The 23632-nt window shown below is 29.7% G+C and carries 27 protein-coding genes; 11 read left to right on the top strand and 16 right to left on the bottom strand.

What is annotated here, in order from left to right; translation table 11 throughout:
• Nucleotides 1-3: 3 nt before the first annotated feature.
• Both ACTTAW_RS04365 and ACTTAW_RS04360 read left to right on the top strand, forming a co-directional pair.
• A complete protein-coding gene (locus ACTTAW_RS04365; protein WP_440651285.1) occupies nt 4-780 on the top strand; it encodes a fumarylacetoacetate hydrolase in 777 nt (258 codons plus the stop codon).
• 58 nt (nt 781-838) lie between these two features.
• Nucleotides 839-1720 carry a DMT family transporter gene (locus tag ACTTAW_RS04360; RefSeq protein WP_440651284.1) on the top strand — a complete coding sequence of 294 codons (882 nt, stop codon included), beginning with the start codon at nt 839-841 and terminating at the stop codon, nt 1718-1720.
• Here ACTTAW_RS04360 and ACTTAW_RS04355 read toward each other — a convergent pair.
• Nucleotides 1717-3021 (bottom strand): NAD(P)/FAD-dependent oxidoreductase, encoded by a 1305-nt coding sequence (locus ACTTAW_RS04355; protein ID WP_440651283.1) that lies wholly within the window; start codon nt 3019-3021, stop codon nt 1717-1719. The two genes, ACTTAW_RS04360 and ACTTAW_RS04355, sit on opposite strands and share 4 nt — an antisense overlap.
• Before the next feature lie 39 nt (nt 3022-3060).
• Nucleotides 3061-4845, bottom strand: a complete 1785-nt coding sequence (gene xsc, locus ACTTAW_RS04350) for a sulfoacetaldehyde acetyltransferase (RefSeq protein WP_440651282.1) — start codon at nt 4843-4845, stop codon at nt 3061-3063.
• Between the two features lie 116 nt (nt 4846-4961).
• Between xsc and ACTTAW_RS04345 the strand changes: the two genes are divergently transcribed.
• The 3 genes from ACTTAW_RS04345 to ACTTAW_RS04335 are packed head-to-tail and all read left to right on the top strand — an operon-like array spanning nt 4962 to nt 7507.
• The gene (locus tag ACTTAW_RS04345) at nt 4962-5246 is read left to right on the top strand and encodes a UxaA family hydrolase (RefSeq protein WP_075506614.1); all 285 of its coding nucleotides are present in this window, start codon (nt 4962-4964) and stop codon (nt 5244-5246) included.
• 4 nt (nt 5247-5250) lie between these two features.
• Nucleotides 5251-6417, top strand: coding sequence for a UxaA family hydrolase (locus ACTTAW_RS04340; RefSeq protein WP_075506613.1), 1167 nt, complete (start codon nt 5251-5253; stop codon nt 6415-6417).
• A gap of 16 nt (nt 6418-6433) precedes the next feature.
• Nucleotides 6434-7507 (top strand): YeiH family protein, encoded by a 1074-nt coding sequence (locus ACTTAW_RS04335; RefSeq protein ID WP_440651281.1) that lies wholly within the window; start codon nt 6434-6436, stop codon nt 7505-7507.
• On the opposite strand, the gene ACTTAW_RS04330 is transcribed toward ACTTAW_RS04335, so the two are convergent.
• From ACTTAW_RS04330 to mnmA, 12 genes are all read right to left on the bottom strand, one after another.
• Nucleotides 7504-8583 carry a TSUP family transporter gene (locus ACTTAW_RS04330; protein ID WP_440651280.1) on the bottom strand — a complete coding sequence of 360 codons (1080 nt, stop codon included), beginning with the start codon at nt 8581-8583 and terminating at the stop codon, nt 7504-7506. The genes ACTTAW_RS04335 and ACTTAW_RS04330 overlap by 4 nt on opposite strands.
• Nucleotides 8584-8812: 229 nt before the next feature.
• A complete protein-coding gene (locus ACTTAW_RS04325) occupies nt 8813-9163 on the bottom strand; it encodes a hypothetical protein (RefSeq protein WP_075506610.1) in 351 nt (116 codons plus the stop codon).
• Between the two features lie 28 nt (nt 9164-9191).
• The gene (gene aprA / locus ACTTAW_RS04320; protein ID WP_262589350.1) at nt 9192-11051 is read right to left on the bottom strand and encodes an adenylyl-sulfate reductase subunit alpha; all 1860 of its coding nucleotides are present in this window, start codon (nt 11049-11051) and stop codon (nt 9192-9194) included.
• On the bottom strand, nt 11051-11521 hold the full coding sequence (gene aprB / locus ACTTAW_RS04315) for an adenylyl-sulfate reductase subunit beta (protein WP_075506608.1): 471 nt from the start codon (nt 11519-11521) through the stop codon (nt 11051-11053). The genes aprA and aprB overlap by 1 nt, the downstream gene beginning before the upstream one ends.
• 33 nt (nt 11522-11554) lie before the next feature.
• On the bottom strand, nt 11555-12349 hold the full coding sequence (locus ACTTAW_RS04310) for an adenylyl-sulfate reductase (protein ID WP_440651279.1): 795 nt from the start codon (nt 12347-12349) through the stop codon (nt 11555-11557).
• Nucleotides 12350-12447: 98 nt separating this feature from the next.
• Nucleotides 12448-12846 (bottom strand): HIT family protein, encoded by a 399-nt coding sequence (locus ACTTAW_RS04305; RefSeq protein WP_440651278.1) that lies wholly within the window; start codon nt 12844-12846, stop codon nt 12448-12450.
• Nucleotides 12847-12848: 2 nt separating this feature from the next.
• The gene (locus ACTTAW_RS04300; RefSeq protein ID WP_440651277.1) at nt 12849-13592 is read right to left on the bottom strand and encodes an aminotransferase class IV; all 744 of its coding nucleotides are present in this window, start codon (nt 13590-13592) and stop codon (nt 12849-12851) included.
• Entirely contained in the window at nt 13552-14112 is a 561-nt protein-coding gene (locus ACTTAW_RS04295) for an aminodeoxychorismate/anthranilate synthase component II (protein ID WP_440651276.1), read from the bottom strand. Before ACTTAW_RS04295 ends, ACTTAW_RS04300 begins: the two co-directional genes overlap by 41 nt.
• Nucleotides 14109-15329: a chorismate-binding protein gene (locus tag ACTTAW_RS04290; RefSeq protein WP_440651275.1), complete on the bottom strand. Its 1221-nt coding sequence runs from the start codon at nt 15327-15329 to the stop codon at nt 14109-14111. Before ACTTAW_RS04290 ends, ACTTAW_RS04295 begins: the two co-directional genes overlap by 4 nt.
• Complete coding sequence (locus tag ACTTAW_RS04285; protein ID WP_440651274.1) at nt 15295-16509, bottom strand: MFS transporter; 1215 nt, start codon at nt 16507-16509, stop codon at nt 15295-15297. Before ACTTAW_RS04285 ends, ACTTAW_RS04290 begins: the two co-directional genes overlap by 35 nt.
• Nucleotides 16510-16512: 3 nt before the next feature.
• Nucleotides 16513-17688 carry a trans-sulfuration enzyme family protein gene (locus ACTTAW_RS04280; protein ID WP_440651273.1) on the bottom strand — a complete coding sequence of 392 codons (1176 nt, stop codon included), beginning with the start codon at nt 17686-17688 and terminating at the stop codon, nt 16513-16515.
• Nucleotides 17689-17851: 163 nt separating this feature from the next.
• The gene (gene mnmA / locus ACTTAW_RS04275; RefSeq protein WP_440651272.1) at nt 17852-18970 is read right to left on the bottom strand and encodes a tRNA 2-thiouridine(34) synthase MnmA; all 1119 of its coding nucleotides are present in this window, start codon (nt 18968-18970) and stop codon (nt 17852-17854) included.
• Nucleotides 18971-19011: 41 nt separating this feature from the next.
• On the opposite strand from mnmA, the gene ACTTAW_RS04270 reads away from it, so the two are divergent.
• Together ACTTAW_RS04270 and ACTTAW_RS04265 are read left to right on the top strand one after the other, a co-directional pair.
• On the top strand, nt 19012-19182 hold the full coding sequence (locus ACTTAW_RS04270; protein WP_075506600.1) for a DUF3553 domain-containing protein: 171 nt from the start codon (nt 19012-19014) through the stop codon (nt 19180-19182).
• 3 nt (nt 19183-19185) lie between these two features.
• On the top strand, nt 19186-19950 hold the full coding sequence (locus tag ACTTAW_RS04265; RefSeq protein WP_440651271.1) for a 3'(2'),5'-bisphosphate nucleotidase CysQ family protein: 765 nt from the start codon (nt 19186-19188) through the stop codon (nt 19948-19950).
• Between the two features lie 134 nt (nt 19951-20084).
• Here the strand turns inward: ACTTAW_RS04265 and ACTTAW_RS04260 are convergent, their stop codons facing one another.
• Entirely contained in the window at nt 20085-20648 is a 564-nt protein-coding gene (locus ACTTAW_RS04260; protein WP_440618551.1) for a regulatory protein RecX, read from the bottom strand.
• 41 nt (nt 20649-20689) lie between these two features.
• Here ACTTAW_RS04260 and ACTTAW_RS04255 point away from each other — a divergent pair, with 41 nt between their 5' ends.
• Both ACTTAW_RS04255 and ACTTAW_RS04250 read left to right on the top strand, forming a co-directional pair.
• Nucleotides 20690-21163 (top strand): ABA4-like family protein, encoded by a 474-nt coding sequence (locus ACTTAW_RS04255; protein WP_440651270.1) that lies wholly within the window; start codon nt 20690-20692, stop codon nt 21161-21163.
• Nucleotides 21156-21734, top strand: coding sequence for a 2-hydroxychromene-2-carboxylate isomerase (locus ACTTAW_RS04250; RefSeq protein WP_440651269.1), 579 nt, complete (start codon nt 21156-21158; stop codon nt 21732-21734). The genes ACTTAW_RS04255 and ACTTAW_RS04250 overlap by 8 nt, the downstream gene beginning before the upstream one ends.
• On the opposite strand, the gene ACTTAW_RS04245 is transcribed toward ACTTAW_RS04250, so the two are convergent.
• Nucleotides 21731-22075 (bottom strand): rhodanese-like domain-containing protein, encoded by a 345-nt coding sequence (locus ACTTAW_RS04245; RefSeq protein ID WP_440651268.1) that lies wholly within the window; start codon nt 22073-22075, stop codon nt 21731-21733. The genes ACTTAW_RS04250 and ACTTAW_RS04245 overlap by 4 nt on opposite strands.
• A 58-nt stretch (nt 22076-22133) precedes the next feature.
• On the opposite strand from ACTTAW_RS04245, the gene ACTTAW_RS04240 reads away from it, so the two are divergent.
• Both ACTTAW_RS04240 and bcp read left to right on the top strand, forming a co-directional pair.
• Nucleotides 22134-23162, top strand: coding sequence for a glycosyltransferase family 2 protein (locus tag ACTTAW_RS04240; protein WP_440651267.1), 1029 nt, complete (start codon nt 22134-22136; stop codon nt 23160-23162).
• Nucleotides 23159-23629: a thioredoxin-dependent thiol peroxidase gene (bcp, locus tag ACTTAW_RS04235; RefSeq protein ID WP_440651266.1), complete on the top strand. Its 471-nt coding sequence runs from the start codon at nt 23159-23161 to the stop codon at nt 23627-23629. Before ACTTAW_RS04240 ends, bcp begins: the two co-directional genes overlap by 4 nt.
• Nucleotides 23630-23632 lie beyond the last annotated feature (3 nt).

The raw sequence follows: 23632 nt of genomic DNA, 5'->3' as shown, positions 1-23632 counted from the left end.
CTTATGACAAAAACACTTAAAGATAAAATTTCAGATAAATTAGTTAATGCTTTTCTTAATAATAAAATTATCTCTCCTATACCTAGTAGATTTACAAAAAAACTTACTGAGGCAGACAAATTTAGAAAATTATGTGAAAGCAAAATAAAAGATCCAACAATAGGTTTTAAAGCTGGTGGAACTGGCATTCCGTTAATGAAAAAATTAAAAGAAAAAGAGCCTTTTATTGCATCTGTTTTCAAAAAAAACTTAATAAAAAGTGGAAAGAAGGTAAAAATAAATAAATATGCTTTAGGGATTGAACTTGAAGTTTGTTATTTAATCAAAAAAACTTTTTTTACTTCAAAAGGTAAGATCACAAATAGTAACGTAACTAAATATATTTCACACATGGCACCATGTATAGAAGTAGTTGGATATAGGCAAAAAAGAAAAGGTATTACTTCTTTTGGAGATTTAAGTAGTGACTTTGGAGGTAATATTAAATTTTTGATTGGTCAAAAGAAAAAATTTAAAAAAATTAACATAGGTAATTTAAAAACAAATATTTCAAATAAAAAAGCTAAGCAAAGTGTAGATGGAAACACAAATGCTGTTTATGTAAATCCAATAAATTCATTAAGATTTGTTTTAAATAAAGTTAAAAAAGATAAAATTAATTTAGACAAAGATTTTTATGTTTTTACAGGATCCACAGTTGGGGTTGTGCCTATTATAAAAAAAGGAACATATACAGCAAAAATTGATAAGCTTGGATCTGTAAGAGCAGTTATTTCATAATATTATAATCATAAGGATAATTTTATTCATAGAATACGTGTGTAAAAATTAGCTAATCATGAATAATATTATTCTTTTTATAATCACTCTTTTTTGTTGGTCACCCACTTGGTATCTAATTAAATTTCAATTAGGCTATGTTGATCCACTGGTATCTGTATTTTATAGATTTTTAATAGCTTCATTTATAATTTTTATTTTTTTAATAATTAAAAAAGAAAAATTAAAATTTTCAATTAATCAGCATTTTTGGTTTTTGTTTTTTGGAATTTGCTTGTATTCGGTAAATTATGTTTTCTTCTATTTGTCTAACACTTATTTAGTTAGTGCTTTTCCAGCAATTGTATTTTCAACTGTGGTAATAATGAATATAGTTGGTGAAACCTTCTATTTTAAAAAGAAGCCTTCTATAAAAACTTTAATTGGAGCATCAATTGGTATGGTGGGTATTTTAATCATTTTTAATGATGAAATTTTCAATTTTAGTTTTAGCGAAGGAACCCATATAGGATTGTTTCTAGCTTTGATTGGAACATTTAGTGCATCAACGGGCAATATGGTTCACCAAAGGAACTTAAATAGTAATTTTCCTCCAATACAAACAATAGCATATGCTATGTTTTATGGTTCAATTGTTACACTGATAATTACAAAATTTAGAGGAGCTGAATTATTATTTGAAACTAGTTTTAGCTACATTTCTTCACTGCTTTATCTCTCAATTTTTGGTTCAATATTTGCTTTTGTATCTTATTTAAAGTTACTTGAAAAAGTTGGACCTGGAAGAGCTGGTTATGTTGGTGTTGTAATGCCAGTATTAGCATTAATTATTTCAACAATATTTGAAAATTTAGAATGGCAATATGATCTAATAATGGGTCTTCCAATTTTAATTATTGGTGCTGTTCTTGTGATAAATCAAAAAATTAGAGCCAATTAGATTTCTGATTTGGCTCTCAAACGTTCATAAACCAATCTAGTTTTTATTCCTATATTCAAAAATGGTTGAGGTGGTAACCAGGTAGGTTTGTTTCTTGATTCAATTGTTTTTATTTCATTTGTACTTTCATTAATTGCTTTAAGAGCAATTTGTTCACCGAATAAAGTTCCTACACCGATACCTGAACCGTTATAACAACCAGCGGCAAAAATATTACTATCAATTTTTTCAAATATTTGAGAACTGTTCCTTGTTCTTGATACTATTCCAGACCAAGATGATTTAATTATATCATTGGGTAATTGTGGAAATCTTTTTTGTATTCCAAGTTTCTGATTGAAAGATCTTTTTTTAAGAGTGGAATTTGACATACCAAATGGATTGTGGACTTCTGCTGTATTTCTTATCAAAATTCTTCTGTCTTTTGTCATTCTAATTGTTGCACCCATTGGCCTTACAGGTAGTACTCCCCATTCTTTTGGTTCACCAATAGATTTAAATTCTTCATCAGATAATCTTCTTGTCATGCTCGCAGTTAACGTAATAGGAAAATTATAATTTGTTTTTATCCCTAGAGATTTTAAGAAACCATTCGTAGCAAAAATAATATTTTTTGATTTAATTTTTCCATTTTTGAAATTACAAAAAATGAAATCTTTATTTTTATTCCAATTTAATAAACAAGAATTTTCATACAAAAAAACATTAGCAGGAAGAGCATCAACCATTGCTCTAACTAATTTTCCTGGATGTATTAGAATACCACCCTTTGTGTAAAGTCCGATATTATAAAAACTAGTACCTAATTTTTCAGACAATTCTTTGTTTCCTAATAAGCTGTGTTCAAAGCCTAACTTAGATAATGTATTTGAAAAATTTTCTAAAATTTTTTTATCTTCAATTTTTGATGAAGCGAAATATTTACCACATTCATTCCAATCACAATCTACTTGATGTTCTTTAATAAATTTTTTTACTACATCTATTCCTAATGAATAAATATCAGCTTTCTTTTTGTAATTTTGCAGTTCTTTATTTGATGTAAAACCATCGTTCAAAGTTGTATCAACCAAATAACCAGAATTTCTTCCACTAGCACCCTCACCTGCTAGTTGGGCATCTGCTAGTATAATTTTTAAATTTGAATTTATTTGAGCTAATTTTCTTGCAGCAGACAGACCTGTGTAACCAGCACCTATTATTAACCAATCACACTCATCGTTTGATAGAAGAGACTTGATGTTTGTTCTTGGATTAAGGTCATTAATCCAACTACAGCTATTATCGTTAGTCACTTCCATGAAGTGACTTTACGATAGTTGATAAATTTTTAAAAGATTTTAAGAGTTTAATGAAGGTTGTTTCTTCATATCTGCTTTGTTGATACCAGCAACTCTTACCGGTTTCTTCATCGCATCTCTTCTAAATGGTTCTCCAAGTTCTTGGTTTAGAATTACTTCTATAAATGTTGTAATTCCTTTCTTTTGATCTTCACAAGATTGCTTGATTGCATTTGTTGTTTCTTCCATTGTTCTAACAGTTACACCCTTTAAACCACATGCATCAGCAACTTTAGCGTAACTTAATTCAGGATCTAATTCAGTTCCAACAAAATTGTTATCAAACCATAGAGTAGTATTTCTTTTTTCTGCACCCCATTGATAATTTCTGAAAATTACCATTGTAATTGCAGGCCATTCTTCTCTTGCACATGAGCTCATTTCGTTCATGCTAATTCCAAAAGCACCATCTCCCGCAAAACCAATTACTGGAGTATCAGGGCAACCAATTTTTGCTCCAAGTATAGATGGAAATCCATAACCACAAGGTCCGAATAAACCTGGGGCTAAATATTTTCTTGGTTTTTCAAAAGTTGGGTAAGCATTACCAATGGCGCAGTTATTTCCAATATCACTTGAAATAATTACATCATCAGGCATACCAGATTGAATTGCTCTCCAAGCTTGTCTTGGTGACATTCTGTCTGTATCTCTTTCTCTAGCCTCTTTATTCCAAACTGTTCCCTCATCATCATCTTCATGATCTAAACTTGAAAGTTTTTGTAACCATGCAGATTTTGTTTGGTGAATTAAATCTTTTCTAGCTTGTCTATCAGTATCTCCAGCGTTTGAAGATAGTTTAGCTAAAATTTGCTCTGCAACTAATTTTGCATCACCACTAATTCCAACTGTTACTTTTTTAGTTAAACCAATTCTATCAGGATTAATATCTACCTGAATGATGTTTGCATTTTTTGGCCAATAATCAATTCCATATCCTGGTAAAGTTGAAAATGGATTTAATCTTGTACCTAGTGCTAAAACAACATCAGCTTTTGAAATTAATTCCATTGCAGCTTTAGAACCATTATAACCTAAAGGTCCTACTGCTAATGGGTGACTTCCTGGAAAACTATCATTATGTTGATAACCAGAACATACTGGTGCATCTAATTTTTCAGCAAGATTTTTAGTAGCATCAATAGCTCCACCAATAACAACACCAGCACCTGAAAGTATTACTGGAAATTTTGCATTAGATAATAAATCAGCAGCTTTAGAAACAGCGTCGTTACCTCCACCTTGTCTTTCTAATCTTACAATTGGTGGTAAATCAATATCAATAACCTGGCACCAATAATCTCTTGGTACGTTTATTTGTGCAGGGGCTGAGCCTCTTATAGCTTTTTCGATTACTCTGTTTAGAACTTCTGCCATTCTTGATGGGTCTCTAACTTCTTCTTGATAACAAACCATATCTTTAAACAGGTTCATTTGCTCTACTTCTTGAAAACCACCTTGGCCCATAGTTTTGTTTGCAGCTTGTGGTGTTACCAATAATAGAGGAGTATGATTCCAGTATGCAGTTTTAATTGGAGTTACTAATCCTGTTATTCCTGGTCCATTTTGTGCAATGACCATAGACATTTTACCTGTAGCTCTTGTGTAACCATCAGCAATTAAACCACCATTTGTTTCATGAGCTACATCCCAAAAAGTAATTCCTGCATCAGGAAAAATATCTGATATTGGCATAAAAGCAGAACCAATAATTCCAAAAGCGTGCTCGATACCATGCATTTGTAAAACTTTTACAAAAGCTTCTTCTGTTGTCATTTTTGTCATAAGACTAGAACCCCTCTAAAGTATAATTATTAAGAATTTATAAAATTCGTTTGTCAATTTTCGCGATTAATATATAAGATTTTCTAAATTTCAAACAAACAATTCGACACAACATTATGGCTACAGACATCATTATACACGACGAAAAAGACAACGTAGGAGTAGTTGTTATTGAAAAAATCACTCCAAAACAAGACTGCTCTTGCTGGATTATGGAAAATGACAAGACAGTTAACATTCAATCTGAAGATGAAATCCCTCTAGGACACAAAATTGCTATGAGCGATTTAAATGAAGGTGACACTATTATTAAATATGGTCATGATATTGGTAAAGTAGTCAAATCAATCAAAAAAGGTGAACACGTACATGTTCACAACGTTAAAACAAAGAAGTGGTAGTAATATGGAAATCCCAAAAAGTTTTTTAGGTTATAAAAGAGAAAATGGCAGAGCTGGAACAAGAAATCATGTAATCATTTTGCCTGTTGATGATATTTCAAATGCTTGTGCAGAAGCTGTCGCAAACAATATTAAAGGCACAATTGCGTTACCTCACTCATATGGAAGATTACAGTTTGGTGCTGATTTAGAGTTACATTTTAGAACAATGATAGGTACAGCAAAAAACCCAAATGTTGCTGCTGCTATAATTATTGGTATTGAGCCTAAATGGACTAAAAGAATTGTTGATGAAGTAGCAAAAACTGGAAAACCTGTTGAAGGTTTTAGTATTGAGGGTGCTGGTGACATTGAAACAATCATGAAGGCTTCAAAAAAAGCTCAAGAATTTTCAATGTGGGCTTCTGAAAAACAAAGAGAGGAATGTCCAATAAGTGATCTTTGGATTTCTGTAAAATGTGGAGAGTCTGATACCACTTCAGGTCTTGCATCTAATCCAACAGTTGGAAATTTAATGGACAAATTAGAGCCATTAGGAGTTCATTTATGTTTTGGTGAAACTTCAGAACTTACAGGTGCTGAAACTGTTTGTGAAAAAAGAGGTAAAACTCCAGAAGCACAAGAGAAGTTTAAAAAAACTTGGAATGAATACAATGATTTCATTTTAAAAGAAGCAACAGATGATTTATCAGAAAGTCAACCTACTGCAGGAAATATTGCTGGAGGACTGACTACAATTGAAGAAAAAGCATTTGGTAATTTCCAAAAAATAGGATCAAGACAATTTGTAGATGTATTAACACCTGCTGAAGAGCCACAAAAAGGTCCAGGATTATATTTCATGGATACTTCTTCAGCTGCTGCAGAATGTGTTACGTTACAAGCTGCAGGTGGTTTTAATATTCACTTATTCCCAACAGGACAGGGAAATATTATTGGAAACCCAATTGAACCAGTTGTAAAATTAACAGCCAATCCATTAACAGCTGTAAGTATGAAAGAGCATATTGACTGCGATGTTTCTAAAATACTTTCTAGAGAAATGAATTTGGATCAAGCTGGTGATGAACTAATTAAAGCAACTATTAGAACAGCTAATGGAAGGTTAACTTGTGCTGAAGCTTTAGGTCATAGAGAATTTGTAATGACTAAGCTTTACAGAAGTGCTTAATTAAAAATCCTACTTTATGGCTAAAAATAAGTACCTGGTACTTTTACCTGGTATTATACTTGCGTTTGTTCTTTACACGCTATCGCAAGGTTTTAATAATATTATAGGCACAGAGTTACTAGGATATGAAAAAAGTCCTATATCCACTGCAATGATAGCCATCCTTTTAGGAATGTTCTTTGGAAATGTTTTTAAAATAAGAGAAAGTTTCATAAGAGGTTTGGATTTTACTCAAAAAAATATTTTAAAACTTGGAATAATTTGCCTAGGTATTCAATTAAAACCTTTTGAGTTTCTAGAATTTGGTGCAATTGCTATTCCTTTAATAGTAATTTGTATCGTTAGTGTATTGGTAGTCATTAAACTTTTAATTAAGAGATTAAAAATCCCAACAAGAATGGCTTACTTAATATCGATTGGCAGTACAGTGTGTGGGACAACAGCAATAATGGCTACAGCACCTGTAATTGGTGCCAAAAAAAATGAAATATCTTATGCAATTGCTAACATCACTTTGTTTGGAATTCTTTCAATGTTGATCTATCCATACTTTGCAAATTTTTATTTTAATGGTGAACCACTTCTAATCGGTTTATTTTTAGGAACTTCTATACATGAAACAGCGCAAGTAGCAGCTGCTGGATTGATCTATGATCAGCAATTCAATAGTCCAGAGACTTTAAATGTAGCAACAGTTACTAAACTAATTAGAAATACTTTTTTAATTATTATGATACCCTTGTTTGCGTATCTTTATAACAGAGGCCAAACTAAAGAAAAAAAATACTCAATAATTGATATTTTTCCCTATTTTGTACTTGGATTTGTTGCAATGATTATTGTTCGAAATGTTGGTGATCAAATTTTTATTACAAACAATAGTGAAATTTGGCTTGGCACTATAGATAGCATTAAATCTTTATCAAAAATATTCCTAACAATGGCAATGGCAGCAATTGGTATGTCTACTAATTTAAGAGATATAAAAAATATGGGATACAAACCTTTTGTAGTTGGATTTGTGGGAATGGCTACTGTTGGAATTGTTTGTTTAGGGACTATTGAATTATATCTTTACTTATTTAATTAAGATTTCATCAACATTTGTTTTTTAAAATTTGAAAAAAATCTTCTTATAAAAGCTGCTGCTACACCTAAAAATATTGCAAACATAATTGAAAATAATCCATAAAAGAATGGCATCTCATTAGAAAAATCTAAAATAAATTGTGAGAAAAAATTTAAATCAGGAATTACAGAAGTGGTTGTTGAATTTGTATCATGATCAGCAAAAAATGAATCATAAGCAATAGCAATACCAACTGCTAAAATCAAAATAGCCATCAATGCTCGTAATCCTGAGCTATCAATTTTCTCTCCTAATTTTTGTCCAATCTGAACACCAATTATTGATCCAATAACAAGTAGAAAAACTAAAAGTAAATCAATCGAACCATAATTAAATGAATGCAGGAAAGTAACAATTACACTGACAAAAATAGTAACAAATAATGAAGTTCCAGGAACAAGTTTGGTTGGCATTTTAATTATGTAAATCATTGCTGGCACTAATATAAATGCTCCACCTATTCCCATTATTGCAGCAATAAAACCAACTACTAAACCAATAACTATTGGAGTAAAAATACTTTCATATAATTTTGATTTTGGAAATCTCATTCTTAAAGGAAGACCATGGATCCAATAATGAACATGTAATTTTTTTTTAACTAAAATATTTCTTTTGGCTTTATCAATCTCACCAAGACTTTCGACTAACATTAAAGATCCAATGATTGCTAAAATATACATGTAAGCTAAAGAGATTACGGTATCAATTTTTCCAATACCTTTGAAATAAGAAAAAGTAAAAATTCCTAATGAGGTACCTATAGCACCACCAATGACAATCATTAAACCCATTTTGTAATCTAAAGTATTTTTTAAATAATGTGTTGTTGAACCAGAAACTGAAGTAGCTAAGATATTGTTTGCTTCATTTGCAACTGCGTATGCAGGAGGAATTCCTAAAAAAATTAAAAAAGGTGTCATTAAAAAACCACCACCCACTCCAAACAATCCAGAAAGGACACCAACTATTGCGCTTAATATAAGAATTTCTATTGGATTAACAAAAACTTGCGCGATGGGTAAAAATACATCCATTTAAATAAATAAATTGTTTAAAAACAACTTAGTTAAAAGTAATAAAAGTTCCAACTATAATAACTCCCCAATAAGCAGCTAGACTTAAAAATATACTTGTTTTCATTAAAGAAACTTTTAAGCTAGTTAGTTTATTGAAAATTTTTACGTTAGAAATTTGCATTAAGTGCGTCAATACACCCAGAAAACAAATTGTCAAATATTATTTTAAAAATTAGATAAATTTTTTTTAATAGATCGTTGCACCAAAAACTTTAACCATTTCATCCTCAACACCTAAAACTAACCTTCCCAAAAATTCTCCTGGTATTTCTTTGTTGGTCTGTTTTATCAGAACGGTTATATGCTCTCCCCTTCTAAGACACCCAAAAGGCTCGAACGTTTCATGAAGATTAGTGATAAGCTTATTGTTAGCCCATTGTTTTCCAAGTTCTACTTCATTGGCTCCAAAGAGCATCTGAGTTGAAAAATCTCTAGTAAATCCACCATAATCTTTAAGGTTTGATGATTTTACCAGGTTGAACCAAATAGGTTTAGCCAACTCATATATTTCATCATCTTTTTTTGATAAAATATCCATAACTTATCTATTTTCTAATTAAAGTATCTTAAGAAGCTTTTTTCTTCTCGTTCTCATCCACGATGTGGTAGACAGGAACCTTCTCCATACTAAATTTACCAGTTTTCGGATCTCTTCTAGAAACTGTCAGACAATGCCAATTATCATCATCAAGTTTCATATGATCTCCTCTATAATAGTATCCTGGCCATCTAGTTTCTTCTCTAAATAAAGTATGTTCAGTTACACACTGAGAAGTTAAAGCTCTATGTTTCAATTCCCAAGCTCTCATTAATTGGTGATAATCCTCAGCTCCAACATGCTCAAGATCCTCTTGAAGCCATTCAAGCAATTCAAGACCTCTTTTTAACATATTGCCATTAGTCATATAATTAGATGTAATTCCACCTACATATTCATCCATAATCTTCTGTAGTCTTTGTAGACCTTGGATTGGTGATATATAGCTAGGAGAAACAGTTCCCCCTGTGATTTCGTTTTGTGCAACAGTGAAGTTTTCAAGTGGTTTGTAGACCATAGCTTTGAAATCCTCACATTGTTTGTCTGAAACCTTAACTCCTTCAGCTTTTTTATCTTCGATATACTTAACAGCAGCTTTAGCAGCTAATCTACCTTCTGTGAAAGATCCAGATGAAAACTTATGAGCACTTCCACCCACAGTGTCTCCAGCACCAAATAACCCATCAATTGTAAGCATTCTATTATAACCCCAGAAATATTCTGGTGGAGATAAATCTTCAGGACCACTTACCCAAGCTCCTGAACAAGTAGCGTGTGAACCCATAACATATGGTTCTGAAGTTGTTAATTCAGGATTAGTATATTTAGGGTCAATATTTTGAGACGCCCATACTACAGCTTGACCAACAGTCATTCCTAAGAAATTCTCCCAACCAACTGTTTCTAAGTGTGGATCTTGGAAAGCTTCAGTTGTAACCATGTGAATTGGTCCACCACCAGCAGCAACTTCTTGTATAAAAGCATGATTTCTTAAACAAGTAGGTGTTGGGTGATGATCAATATATTCGCCAACTAACTCTTTAGTTTGGTCATACCATTTCTTCTCATAATTTTCCCCATTAGCATTCTGAGTATATGTTTTTAAGTGCAAGAAATAAGCTCCAACAGGCCCATAACCATCTTTAAATCTACATAACACAATTCTATTTTCCATTTGTGTCATTTTAGCTCCAGCAGCAATAGGAAGAGCATATGCTGAACCGTTACTCCAAGGAGCGTACCAAGTTCTACCCATTCCTTCTCCAACTGCTCTTGGTTTGAAGATATGAGAAGCACCACCAGCTGCAACTATTACGGCTTTTGCTCTAAAAACATGAAAATCACCTGTTCTCATGTTAAAGCCAACGGCTCCACCAATTCTATTATCTTGAGACTCATCCATAAGTAAATGAGTGATCATTATTCTATTATAAATTTTGTCAGCAGATTTTTTTGCCGCTTCAGCAACAATAGGTTTGTAACTTTCACCATGGATCATGATCTGCCATTTACCTTCTCTTAAATATCTTCCAGTTTGTTCATTTTTCATCATTGGAAGACCCCATTCATCAAACATGTGAACAGTAGAGTCTACGTGTCTAGCCATGTCATAACCTAAATCTTCTCTGACCATTCCCATTAAGTCATTTCTTGCATATCTAACATGGTCTTCAGGTTGATTTTCTCCCCATTGCATCCCCATGTAACAATTGATCGCATAAAGACCTTGAGCAACAGCTCCACTTCTATCTATGTTTGCTTTTTCCACACAAACAATTTTCATATCTCTTCCCCAGTGTCTAGCTTCGAACGTAGCACCCGTTCCAGCCATACCACCACCAACAACTAATATATCGCAATCCTCGTAATGTGTCTTATGTCTAGCCATTAGTAATAAACTCCTTTTTTAAACGACTCCTTTGGAACTGATGGTAATTCACCATCAATATTTAAACCTTCTGGCTCAGTGTAAAGTCTTTGTGAATTAATCTCACCTTGGTTTGGTTTGTCACCTTCAGCAAGTTTTGGGATAAATTTACCCCATGGTTTTGTAGTAATTGGAGAAACAAAGTTTTTCTCTGTTCCATTTCTAAATTTGATCTTCCATGAAATTGTTCCTTTTTCTTCTTCTCTTCTAACTCTAACGCTATGACCCATAGGAGCAAAATCAGCATAACCTCTTACGTCTATTGCATGATTTGGGCATGCTTTTACACATGAATAACATTCCCAACAAAAGTTAGGTTCAATATTTTTTGCACGTCTGATATTTTCATCTATGTGCATAATATCTGATGGACAAATATCCACACAGTGACCACAGCCATCACATCTTGTCATGTATACGAAAGTTGACATAATTATTTATTCTCCTTTTTTAATTTCATCATATTAATAGTGTTTAGGTTGCTCTCTTTTAATACCTAAACCAAACTGTTCAGGCGCGTCAGCAGGAGGAGGTAAGTTGTCTCGTGAACCATCTGCTTCTGCTAAATTTTTTTGTATTGCTGCACCAGGTTTATAAAACATGTGTGCAAATTTAGACCAATAAACTCCTCCAAATAAAACTAAATTTGAAAGAACAAATAAAGTCAAAAATAAATAAGATAAACCTGCTTGACCATTAGATTGTGTGTAAGACCACAACAAACCAAAAGTTGAGCAAGCTAATAAAGCTAAAACAAATAAATCAGCTTTAATTATTCTGTACCAAGGATGCGCTTCCGCAGATACGTCTACTCTTAAGAAAAACCAGAACCAATATCCACCGATACATGTAAGTATTGCACCTACATGCCAAATCATTGACCATGTAGATGAGGTTGGTTTATCAGCTCCTGTATAACAGAATACTAGGACTGCTGATGCAACCCAAAATAATATTGTCCCGTACATACCAAGTACATGTGCAAGTCTTCTTTTTCCAAATCCAAGTTCTGCAGTTGTGCCGATATCATAAACTGTTGTCTTTGCGATAATTGAAGCTCTTTCTCCTGAACTCAATTCCTTAACAGCATTTGCTTTTGCTTTTTTTGCATTGTTAAAAAAATAAGTAACATTTTTATGAACAATCATCTGTATAATTGTTCCAGCTGCAATCAAAATTACCATAGCAATTATGAAGCTTTGCATTGCAAAAGGTGAAACAGTTTCAGCTAATATTGAAAAAGGATTTGTAGATAACATAATTTTTAATTATTTTTAAAGTTAGTTTGAGATTTTCTAATCTAGTTAAATAAAGAGTTCAACCAAAACTATTGGTCAATATTGTCATTAATAACAACTTACGGTTTACGTTTGTAATGTTGTTTGTTGGGTATTACTGATCTAACCCCACCTTGGGGGTTATCTACGTCACCTTCTCTTCTTGGTATCAAATGTATATGACAATGCAGTATAGATTGACCTGCAATTTTTCCAGCATTTGTGCCAATGTTAAACCCTTTTACAGTATTATCTTTTTTTAAAATCTCATTTTTAATCATTTGCAATAAATCATTGCATGCAATTAACTCATCATTAGTCATGTCAAAATAGTCTTTAATATGTCGCTTAGGAATTATTAAACAGTGATGATCAGAAACAGGATAAGAGTCGTAACTTGCATAAGCAAGATCATTTTCGTGAGCAATACCACTTTTTTTTGAATCGCAGAATAAACAAGGGTTGTTAGGATCTCTCATATTTAAATTAGAGTATTATATATTTTTCTAAGTTTTTTAAAGGAAACATTATTTTGACTTTGCCATTTTAATTCATCAATTTTTGATACTGATGCAACTCCCTTACCTGATCCAATAAGAATTATTTCTTCATAATCATTAATTTCTTTAATTGATACATCTTTAAAATTAATTTTAACTTTTTTACTTATGAACTTAAGTGTGTTTCCAAAATAACAATTTTTTTTTGGAGAAAATATTTTTCCATTTTTAACAAAAACTAAATTTGAAGTACCAGTTTCTAAAATTTTATTGTTTGCAACTAAAGCAATATCAAATTTAGATGAGTCAATCTTACTAAGTTTTGCTAAAATTTTTTTATAATAAAGATTTTTATAATTTGGTTCAATTCTTTTATATTTAAATAATAAAAGACTAAAATTTTTTTTAAGTTTTGGTCTTTGTCTTATAGATACAGATATTAGTTTTTTATTTAAAGCAATTCGAAATAAATTATCAGGACCTTTATAGAGTGTATTTTTCTTAATTAGATCTAAAATAATATTCTTTAAGTTTTTTTTTCTAATTCCATATTTTTTTGTAGATTTAATTAAGTTTTCGATATGTGGTTTTAACAATATTAACTTAGAAGGTTTTCCAACCATTCGCATTGTTGTAAATACACCTCTGGACCCCCAAAGATCTTTAAAAGAAACTTCTTTAAGATTACTTAATTGATAAGATTTTTTTAATAAGAGTGTTACCATTGATTGTTAAAAATGATTCTGGGTGAAATTGAAATCCATAAACTTTATCAACGTTATTTTCTATAGACATTGCAGAACCTGAGATAGCACATCTCATAGTTATATCAAAATTTTTAGCCTTAAAAGGCTCTTTTAGTTTTAATGAATGATATCTTCCTACTTTAAAAATTTGACCTTTTTTAAATAACTTACTCTGTTTATTCACTATGACATTGGATTGAAAACCATGATAAATTTTATTTTGTTCGACTATTTTTCCTCCTTCAGAAAATAAGATTTGTTGAAATCCCAAACAAATTCCTAGTATTTTTTTTTTTCCTTTAAATTTTTTATAAATTTTAGTTGTTAAAGGATAATCTTTTGGTGAACCTGGCCCTGGTGATAGTACTATTGTTGAAGCTTTGTGAAGTTTAGAATAATTAATTTCATTAAAATCACTGCACTCAACTTCATCAAATATAGAAAGTTGATGTACTACATTGTGAGTAAATGAATCTTTATGATCAATCACATAAATCATTTAAATAAATCTATTAATGCTTTTGCCTTTATATAATTTTCATTGAATTCATGTTTGGCATTACTATCTACAACAACTCCTGAGGCTACGGAAATTTCTGATGTATTTTTATAATTTAAAATTGATCTAATAATAATATTAAATCTCATATTTCCATTAAATTTCATATAACCAAAACTTCCTGTGTAAATGTTTCTGTTTTCTTTTTCTTGGTTATTTAAAAGATTTAGAGTGCTTATTTTAGGACAACCTATTACTGAACCTCCAGGCATCATTGCTTTAATTATATCAATATTTTTAACACTCTTTTTTAATATTCCTTTAATTAAAGTAACATAGTGATAAAGATCCTTATACTCTTCAACAGTTTTCTCTTTAATAATTTTTACACTTCCTGGATTACAAATTTTTGAAAGATCACTTCTCTCCATATCTACAATCATATTATGTTCTTTGGTTTCTTTAATATTTTTTCTAAAAAAACTTAACGCTTTTTTTTTGTTAAGATTTCTATTTTTTCTAAGTGTTCCAGCAATAGGTTTTGTTAAAATATTTAGTCCTTTTTTATCAATTAATGTTTCAGGTGAGCAACTTACTATAGAGTAATTCTTATCTCTTATCATAAAAGCTTCTGGGGACGCATTAACTTTCATTAATTTCCAGAAAAAGTTGATAGGATCTATATCTGATTTATTTTTGTATTTAGTACAAATTTTAATTTGGTAGGTTTCACCTTGTCTAATTTTTTTTGAAAAAACATTAAAAATTTTTTCATATTTTTTGAAATCAATATTTAATTTAAAAGGTGATAATATTTTTGTAGGTTTAAAGCTGCTGTTAAACTTTTGTTTCTTAATTTTAGAAAATATTGAAATTTTTTTTCTTATTTTTATTACTGTTTCAGGTTTATAAAATATACCTTTATAAAAATTTAACTTTTTTTGTTTTTTAATTTTTAATCCAAGCAAATTGCATAAAATTTCATAGCCAAAAAAACCTATAAACATATCTGTTTCTGATTTTTTTTTTGATTTATTAAAATTGTTTAAAAAATTATTAATATTTTTATTGGTTAAAATAATCTTTTTAGAAAAATCTGTATAAATATTATATCCTCCACTTACCTTGTAGATAATAATAGGTTTATCTGATTGATAAAGATCCTCTAAATAAGGATTAAATTTATGCCGGTTGAGTTCTTTCAATTGCTTTTTCATTAATAGGCAAATGTATCAAACCTGCAAAAATTGATAATGCGATAGATCCGTACCATGCATAATCAAAATTTCCTGTAAGTTCATAAAAAACTCCACTTAAATATGCTCCTAAGAATGATCCAAATTGATGACTCACAAATACAATACCATAAAGCATTCCCACATACTTTGTTCCAAATATATGAGCAACTATCCCATTGGTTGGTGGAACGGTAGAAAGCCATAAGAAACCAAAAGTAATACCAAATATTATTGAATTAATTACACTTGGAGGAAAAGAAATAAAAACAATTATAGAGACACCTCTTAATAAATAAATTGCACTTAATAAATATTTTTTACTATATTTAGTTGCCAGATAACCACTCACAATAGTTCCTACCATATTAAAAAGTCCTATTAATGAAAGAACAGTTGTTGCACACCAGTCAGGCAAACCTTTGTCTACCATATAAGTTGGTATATGTGTTGCCACTAGTGCTATGTGCCATCCACATACAAAAAATCCTAAAGTTAAATAAATGAAACTTTTATTATTAAGTGCTTCTTTTAAAGCCTCTCTCGCAGTTTGATTGTTATTATCTTTAACGCCAACAGGAGTTTTTGGAGTACTAACAAACAAAGAAATGATTAATCCTAGCCCCAATAAAAAACAGAAGTAAAGCATCGTGCTCTCCCAACCATTTTCAACAAGAGAATAACTTACAATTAAAGGTGAAACAAAATAACCAAAAGAACCTGCGCTTGTGACTATTCCTGTGGCCATTGTCCTTCTAGATGCTGGATAATGTTTAGCTACAACAGAAACAGGTATACTGATTGCTGTAGATCCTAAGCCTACACCTATTAAAATACCTATTGTATAAATAAAATTAACTCCAGTATTAAAACCCAAATAAAAAAGAAAAACTCCTAATAAATAAAAAAAGAAACCAATGAAAATTGCAATATTGCCTCCATACTTATCAGTAATAACTCCAAACAGAGGATTAAAAGCACCCCATAAAAATAATTGCAAACCCATTGCAAAACCAAATTGAGAAATAGTGATGTCGAGATCTGTAGAAAAATCAAAATAAAACAAACCAAATGTTTGTCTAATTCCAAGAGATATAATCACAACTAAGCAACATGCAATGAGCGTGATCATTGCTGTTTTGGTTGGGAAAAAATTATTCACAGTTTACTTTAAGTGTTTCATTGACTGCTTAATATCAGCGATAAGGTCATTTGGATCTTCTAAACCGATGTGTAATCTAACAATGTACTCATTTTTTGCTAATTTAAGATAACTTCTATTACCTTGCTCTCTAACATTTTGATGTAAAGCTAAACTTTCAAAACCTCCCCAACTGTAACCGTGTCCAAATAATTTTAAATTATTTACAAATTTTACAACTGCCTTTTCACTTTTTGCTTTAATTCTTAAGCCCATTAAACCCGAAGCACCTGAATAATATTTCTTCCACATTCTAAAATTGTAAGAATCTTTTTTGTAAGGATATAATAATTTTATATTTTTAAATTTAGATAAAAATTCTGCTACTTTTTTTGCATTTTCTCTATGTCTATCTAATCTTACATCTAAAGTTCTTAATCCTCTTGTAATTAAATAAGCATCATCAGGTCCTAATCTTAAACCTGTAACTCTTTCAGTTGCTTTTACTTTTGGAAATACTTTTTTATTAACCGCTAAACTTCCTCCCATTACATCAGAGTGACCTGAGTAATATTTTGTTGCTGAAACAATTGCCATATCAAAACCAAGTTTGATAGGTTTTAAAAAATATGGAGTTCCCCATGTATTATCAATTGCTGTTAAAATTTTATGTTTTTTTGCTATAGAAACAATTTTCCCTAAATCTTGAAAATCAAAAGTATTACTTCCTGGGTTTTCTACAAAAATTAATTTTGTTTTTTTTGTAATTGCTTTTTCTAATGTTTTCAGATCGTGTGGATCATAAAAAGTTGTTTTGATATTAAATTCCTTTAAAAAATCTTGTGTCAAAAGTCTTGTTGGACTGTAAACTGGGTCAGCTGCAATAATTTCATCACCAGGTCTTGTAACACTAAAGATTGCAAGGAATACTGCTCCAAATCCGGTAGGTGTTAAAAAAGTAAAATAACTTTCTTCAAGCTTAGATAAAATTTGCTGCAAAATATGAGTCGTAGAAGTTCCTTGTCTTCCGTAATCAAAATGTCCACCTGTTGGGTTTTTTTTAGCCTTCTCTTGAGTTTTTCTAATATCTTGCATCGATTTGAAAATAATCGTTGATGCACGCACAATTGGAGGATTTACAGACTGATTGTGAAAATCTTTAGCAGTATGTTTTAAAAATGTTTTAAAAGAATTACTCATAATAAAATTTGATATGTTTAAAAGACAATGCTATATCCCGTAAAAAACGTCAATAAATTAATAAATAGGACTAAATGAGTTATCCGAAGAAACATAGGGGTCGAAGAAAACAAGGCTCCAAAAAGAGAAGAGCAAAAAGAAAAAATAAGAAGAAGTAATTCTTTTATTCTTTAATCCAACCACCGCCAAGAACTCTATGACCATATTGGTCTTTACTATAGAATACGCATGCCTGTCCTGGAGATATTCCATCCTCAGGATTTAATAGATGAACATTTGCAGTATTGTTATTTTTTAAATCTACTTTTGCCTCAAGAAGACTACCTGTTGATCTAACCTTTACAAATATATTTTGATCAAGGTCTTTTTTATCAGTTAATAAATTTAAATCTTTTAAAGATATTTCTTTTTTTCCAAGGTTTTCTTTGGGTCCTACTATAATTTCATTTTTATCTGAATTTATTTTTAAAACATATAAAGCTTCTTTATCCGAAACCTTAATTCCCTTTCTTTGTCCAATTGTAAAATTAATAATACCATCATGAACACCAATTACTTTTCCATCTAAATTTTTAATATTCCCTTTTTGAAAAGAGTCCGGTCTAAATTTTCTAATTACTGATGCATAATCTCCATTAGGCACAAAACAAATATCCTGACTATCTGGTTTATCAGCTACATTTAAATCTAACTCTTTAGCAATTTCTCTTGTTTTATCTTTTAACATTCCACCTAATGGAAATCTTAAATAATCTAGCTGCTCTCTTGTTGTGTTAAATAAAAAATAACTTTGATCTCTATTTTCATCAATTGCTCTATACATATTATTGGTGTTGTTTGATGTAATATTTTTTACATAATGTCCTGTAACTAATGCATCTGCTTTAAGATCTTTTGATACTTCAAATAAATCTTTAAACTTTACTGTTTGATTACATTGAACACATGGAATTGGAGTTTCACCTTTTAAATAACTATCAACAAAATTATCTATTACTCCTTGCTTGAATTTATCTTGATAGTATAAAATTTTATGTTCAATACCTAATTTATGAGCAACACGTTTTGCATCCATAATATCTTGACCTGAGCAACACTGTTTAGATTGAGCTACCTCTTTTCCATCATCATATAGTTTAAGTGTAATGCCTATAACTTTGTAACCCTCATTTTTCATAATTCCTGCTACAGTTGACGAGTCTACCCCGCCAGACATTGCAACAACAACCGTTGTGTCTTCAGGTTTTTTGTTAATTCCGATAGAGTTTAATTCTTTATTCATTAGGTGGTATTTATACTTATTTACAATATAAGTTAAATTAAATGATTTTAGATTATGAACCAGGTGACAAAGTCACTAATCCTGAGAATAAAGACTGGGGTATTGGACAAGTACAATCAATCATAAAAGATAAGGTTACTGTCAATTTTGAAAATGCAGGTAAAAAAGTAATAAACGCAAAAAATATAGAATTAAAAAAAATTGGTAAATAAAAAATGGACTTACAAAAAATTATTGAAGATTTAGTTGATGCTTTTTTATCAGCAGGAGATTTATCTCTTCAGCTTAGAGAAAAAGGATTAAGTAAAGAAATTAAATCTGATAATACTCCAGTAAGTAATGGTGATATTGAAGTAAATAATTTTATTTCTTCTCAAATATCAAAATTAACACCAGACATTCCAATTATTTCAGAAGAAACTTCTGAAAATAAAGATAATTCTAAATTAAAAGATTTTTGGTTGGTTGATCCTATCGATGGAACTTATGATTACATAAACAATTTAGAGGAATTTACTATTAATGCAGGTTTAATTATCAATAATAAACCTGTTGCAGGGTTAATAAATGCGCCTGCTAAAAAAAGAATGTTTTATTCATATGGGAAGGGCAAATCTTTTGAGTTTGCTAATGAAAAAACAATAAACCTTTCTGACTTACCATCTAAAAGAACAGAGCCACTTAATTTCATTTCTTACAGCAATAAAATTAAACCTGAGATACAAAAAATTTATGATGAATTAGGTGTTAAGGAACATACTAGAATGAAAAGTTCTTTAAAATTTTGTGTTGTTGCTGCATGTGAGTTTGATGGTTATGTTGCTGAACCTCGAGCTTACGAGTGGGATATTGCGGCAGGACATGCGATTTTAGAAAATGCAGGAGGGTCTGTTAGAGACTTTGATGGTAATGAAATTTTATATGGTAAGAAAGATTTAAAAAATCCAAGTTTAATTTTGAAAAGTAAAAATATAATTTAATGGATGAGCAATTAAGAATTATTTTAATTATAATAGTATCCGTCTCAATTTTTGGATTGCTAGTTTTTGTTTTTGTTAAAAATTATATTAGAAACAAAATAAATCATCTTGTTGATGAAGAGAAAAAAAGAAAATTAAAGTAATTTAATTATCTTTTCATATTCATTTTTATCAATATCCATCACTTTCTTAGATGTTTCGAAATCAAATCCATTTCTTGCAAGTAAAGAAATATCTTTTTTATAAAACAAAGTTCTATTATCCTCTGCTCTTGCTGGTCCTATTCTCTTTTTCTTACATAATTTTATTGCTGAAAAGAAATCCTGATCAGAATTATCTTCTTTTATTTTCTCAACTGTATCCTTAATAAAACTATCATCAATTCCTTTGCCCATTAAATAATTTCTAATTTTATTTATAGAGTTTCCTCTTTGGATCATGTTCTTCGCTTTGCTTTCTGAATAAAATTGATCATTGATAAATTTATTTTTTTCTAGATCAGATAGAACAATATCAATTAATTTGTTTACATCTTTCTTTCTAGAGTCTGTTGCAGAGAGTTTCATATATTTTTTTAATAAATATGTTTTAAGTTGTTGTTTTGAAGGTGCATATTTTTCAACATAGGCAAACGCAAAATTCCTCATTTCATCAACAGTAACTTGAAGTGTTTTTCTCTTATTTCTTATAGGAATCATCGTTAGATTTTATATAATATAAAATTTTATATAATATAAATATGATCGAACAAATTTATAACTACTTCACAATTGATGTGCTTTATATGTGGATCAATTTAGGAGTTATACCTTTTTGGTTCATCTTAATTGTATTTCCCCAGTCTCACTTGAGCAGATATGTAGTAACTACTATATTTCCATTTCTATTATTAAGTGCGGTTTATATTTACATTTTATACAGATCTTTCATCGTTGGTTATGATTTCGATGCTAATTTTAGTTTGTATCTTGGTTTAGTTGAGTTATCTCGACTGTTTGAAGATAATCTATACCTAACTCTTTTCTGGACTCATTTTGTAGCTATAAATTTATTTGTTGGTGGATGGATGGTTAAAAACTCTCAAAAATACTATATAAATAAAGTATTAATGTCAGTTCCTTTAATAATTACATATCTAATTGGACCTATAGGATTATTTATTTATTGGATAATTAGAATTTTTTACGCCAAAAGACTAAATCTATATGAATGATCATATAGATTTTTATTTCGATATTATTAGCCCTTACGCTTACATCGCATATAAAAAAATTTTAAAAATTAACAATGTTGATTTTAAATTAAAGCCAATATTGTTAGGTGGTCTTCACAACTTAGCAGGTATTACTGCTCCTGCATTTAACAAATATAAAATGAAAAATATGCAAAATGATTGTGAGCTTGTATCAAAAAAAAATAACATAAGTTTTAAATGGAATTCTAGATTTCCAATTAATTCTTTAAGTATAATGAGAGGTTATCTTTGTGTTAAGGATGATAAAAAAGAAGAGTACTTAAATAGTTTTTTTGAGGCTTATTGGAAAGAAGATCAAGATTTATCTAATGAAGATACGATTAAACAACTATTAAAAAAATTAAAAATCGATGAAAATGATTTTTTTAATTCTATTAATAGCCAAGACATTAAGGATAAATTAAAAGAGTTAACACAAAAAGCATTTGAAAAAGAAGTATTTGGAGCTCCTACTTTTATAGTAAATAATAAAATTTTCTGGGGACAAGATCGTCTAGAATATGCTTTAGATGAAATTAAAAATAATTAAACTATTTTAAAACTACTATTGCTAATAGACCCAAAACCGCCTTCAATGTGAGAGATGTTTTTAAAACCTTTTTCAGTTAAGGACTTTACTGACATTTCAGATCTAATCCCTCCAGCACAAAATAAGACTACCTCTTTGTCTTTATCAATTTGGCCATCCTTAAAAATTTCACTATTAGGATCAAGAAGAGCTTCTAAATTTCCCATAGGTATATGGTTGGCTCCTTCAACTCTTCCAGTAAGTTCTAATTCATTTAATTCTCTAATATCAATTAAATTGCATTTATTTTCTTGAACCATTTTAAAAGCTTCATCAGCATTTATAGTTTTAATTTCACTCATAGTATCAATAAATAAAGTTTGAATTGATTTAACTGTTATTATTAATTATTTCTAGCTTATGAAAGTTCAAAATAAAACAATTAAATCAAATTTTTTTAAAAAATTGTTCATTAAAATTTGTAGAATTTTTGACTTTGAAATTATTGATCAAGGTAATTTAACACTTCCTGTTAGCAACAAAAAAGACATAAAAAACCTCTCTAATATAGGCAAAGAGTCTTTAATCATTCCGATGGGTAGAATTAAGATTACACGGTCTGTTAAATCTTTAGATATAATTTTAAGAACATGTGCCTCAGTAAATATGTTGTCACAATCAAAAAAAAGAGTTTTTAAAAAAAATAAATCTGAATATTCTTTAAAAACATTAGTTTCGATTATTAACTCAATTAATAATAATAAAAAAATATTTAAAAAGATTAAACTAAAATTGACAATTATTGATCACAATAGTGACAAAGTTATCATTAAAAAATTTGAAAAAATTTTAAATAATCAATTTTTTGAAAGTGAAATAATTCAACTGGATATAAATAAGTATAAAAGAAATATAAAAAAAATAAATCAACAGGGAAAAATTGTTACCAATAATCAAATTTCAAACATGTCTAATATAAATCAATCTTTAAATTTGGGCAAAAATTGTGAAGATTTAGTATATTTTGTAGAGGATGATTATATTCACAAACCCGATGCTATTGAAGAAATGATATATGCTTACGAAAGAATATCTACTCAACTAGGTACTGAACTTATAATGTGCCCAGCAGATTACCCTTATTTATATAACAAGATGGAGAATTCAAATATTTTGTTAGGAAACAAATATCATTGGCGTAAAATTAACGAAACTTTATGTACATTCCTTACTAGTAAAAAAATAATTAACAAACATTTTAAAAAATTTGTAAGTGCATGTGAGTTTGAACATTATCCTTTTGAAAAACCTTTTCATGATATATATAAAAAGGAACTTTGCATTAGTCCTATGCCAGCAATAGCTGTACATTTTACTAATATAAATTCTATTTACGGTTTATCACCGTTAATAGATTATAAAAAATTATGGGAAAAAAATAAATTATGACATTAAAAATAAACTCAAAAGCTCCAACATTTGTAATACCATCAACTTCAAAAGATAAATATTCTTTAAAAGACTCACTTGGTAAATATGTGGTTCTGTATTTTTATCCAAAAGATGACACGCCTGGATGTACAATTGAAACTAATGACTTCAATAAATTGTTAGCAAAATTTAAAAAGCTAGACTGTGAAGTATACGGGATTTCAAAAGACAGCTTAAAAAGTCATGATAAATTCAGAGATAAATATAAAATCAAATTTGATTTACTTGCTGATGAAGAAATTAAAGTATTAAAAAAATACAAAGTCTGGGGTAAGAAAAAATTTATGGGACGTGAATTTATGGGGATAAATAGAACAACTTTTTTAATTGATAAAAAAGGTAAAATCTTAAAAATCTGGGAAAACGTTAAAGTAAAAGATCACGCCAAAGAAGTCTTGGAAACATTAAAAGATATTTCAGAATAAAAA

Origin of the sequence: Candidatus Pelagibacter sp. HIMB1495, from assembly GCF_052047955.1 — a bacterium.
Lineage (GTDB): Bacteria > Pseudomonadota > Alphaproteobacteria > Pelagibacterales > Pelagibacteraceae > Pelagibacter.
This window is presented reverse-complemented; position numbering and strand designations above follow the sequence as displayed.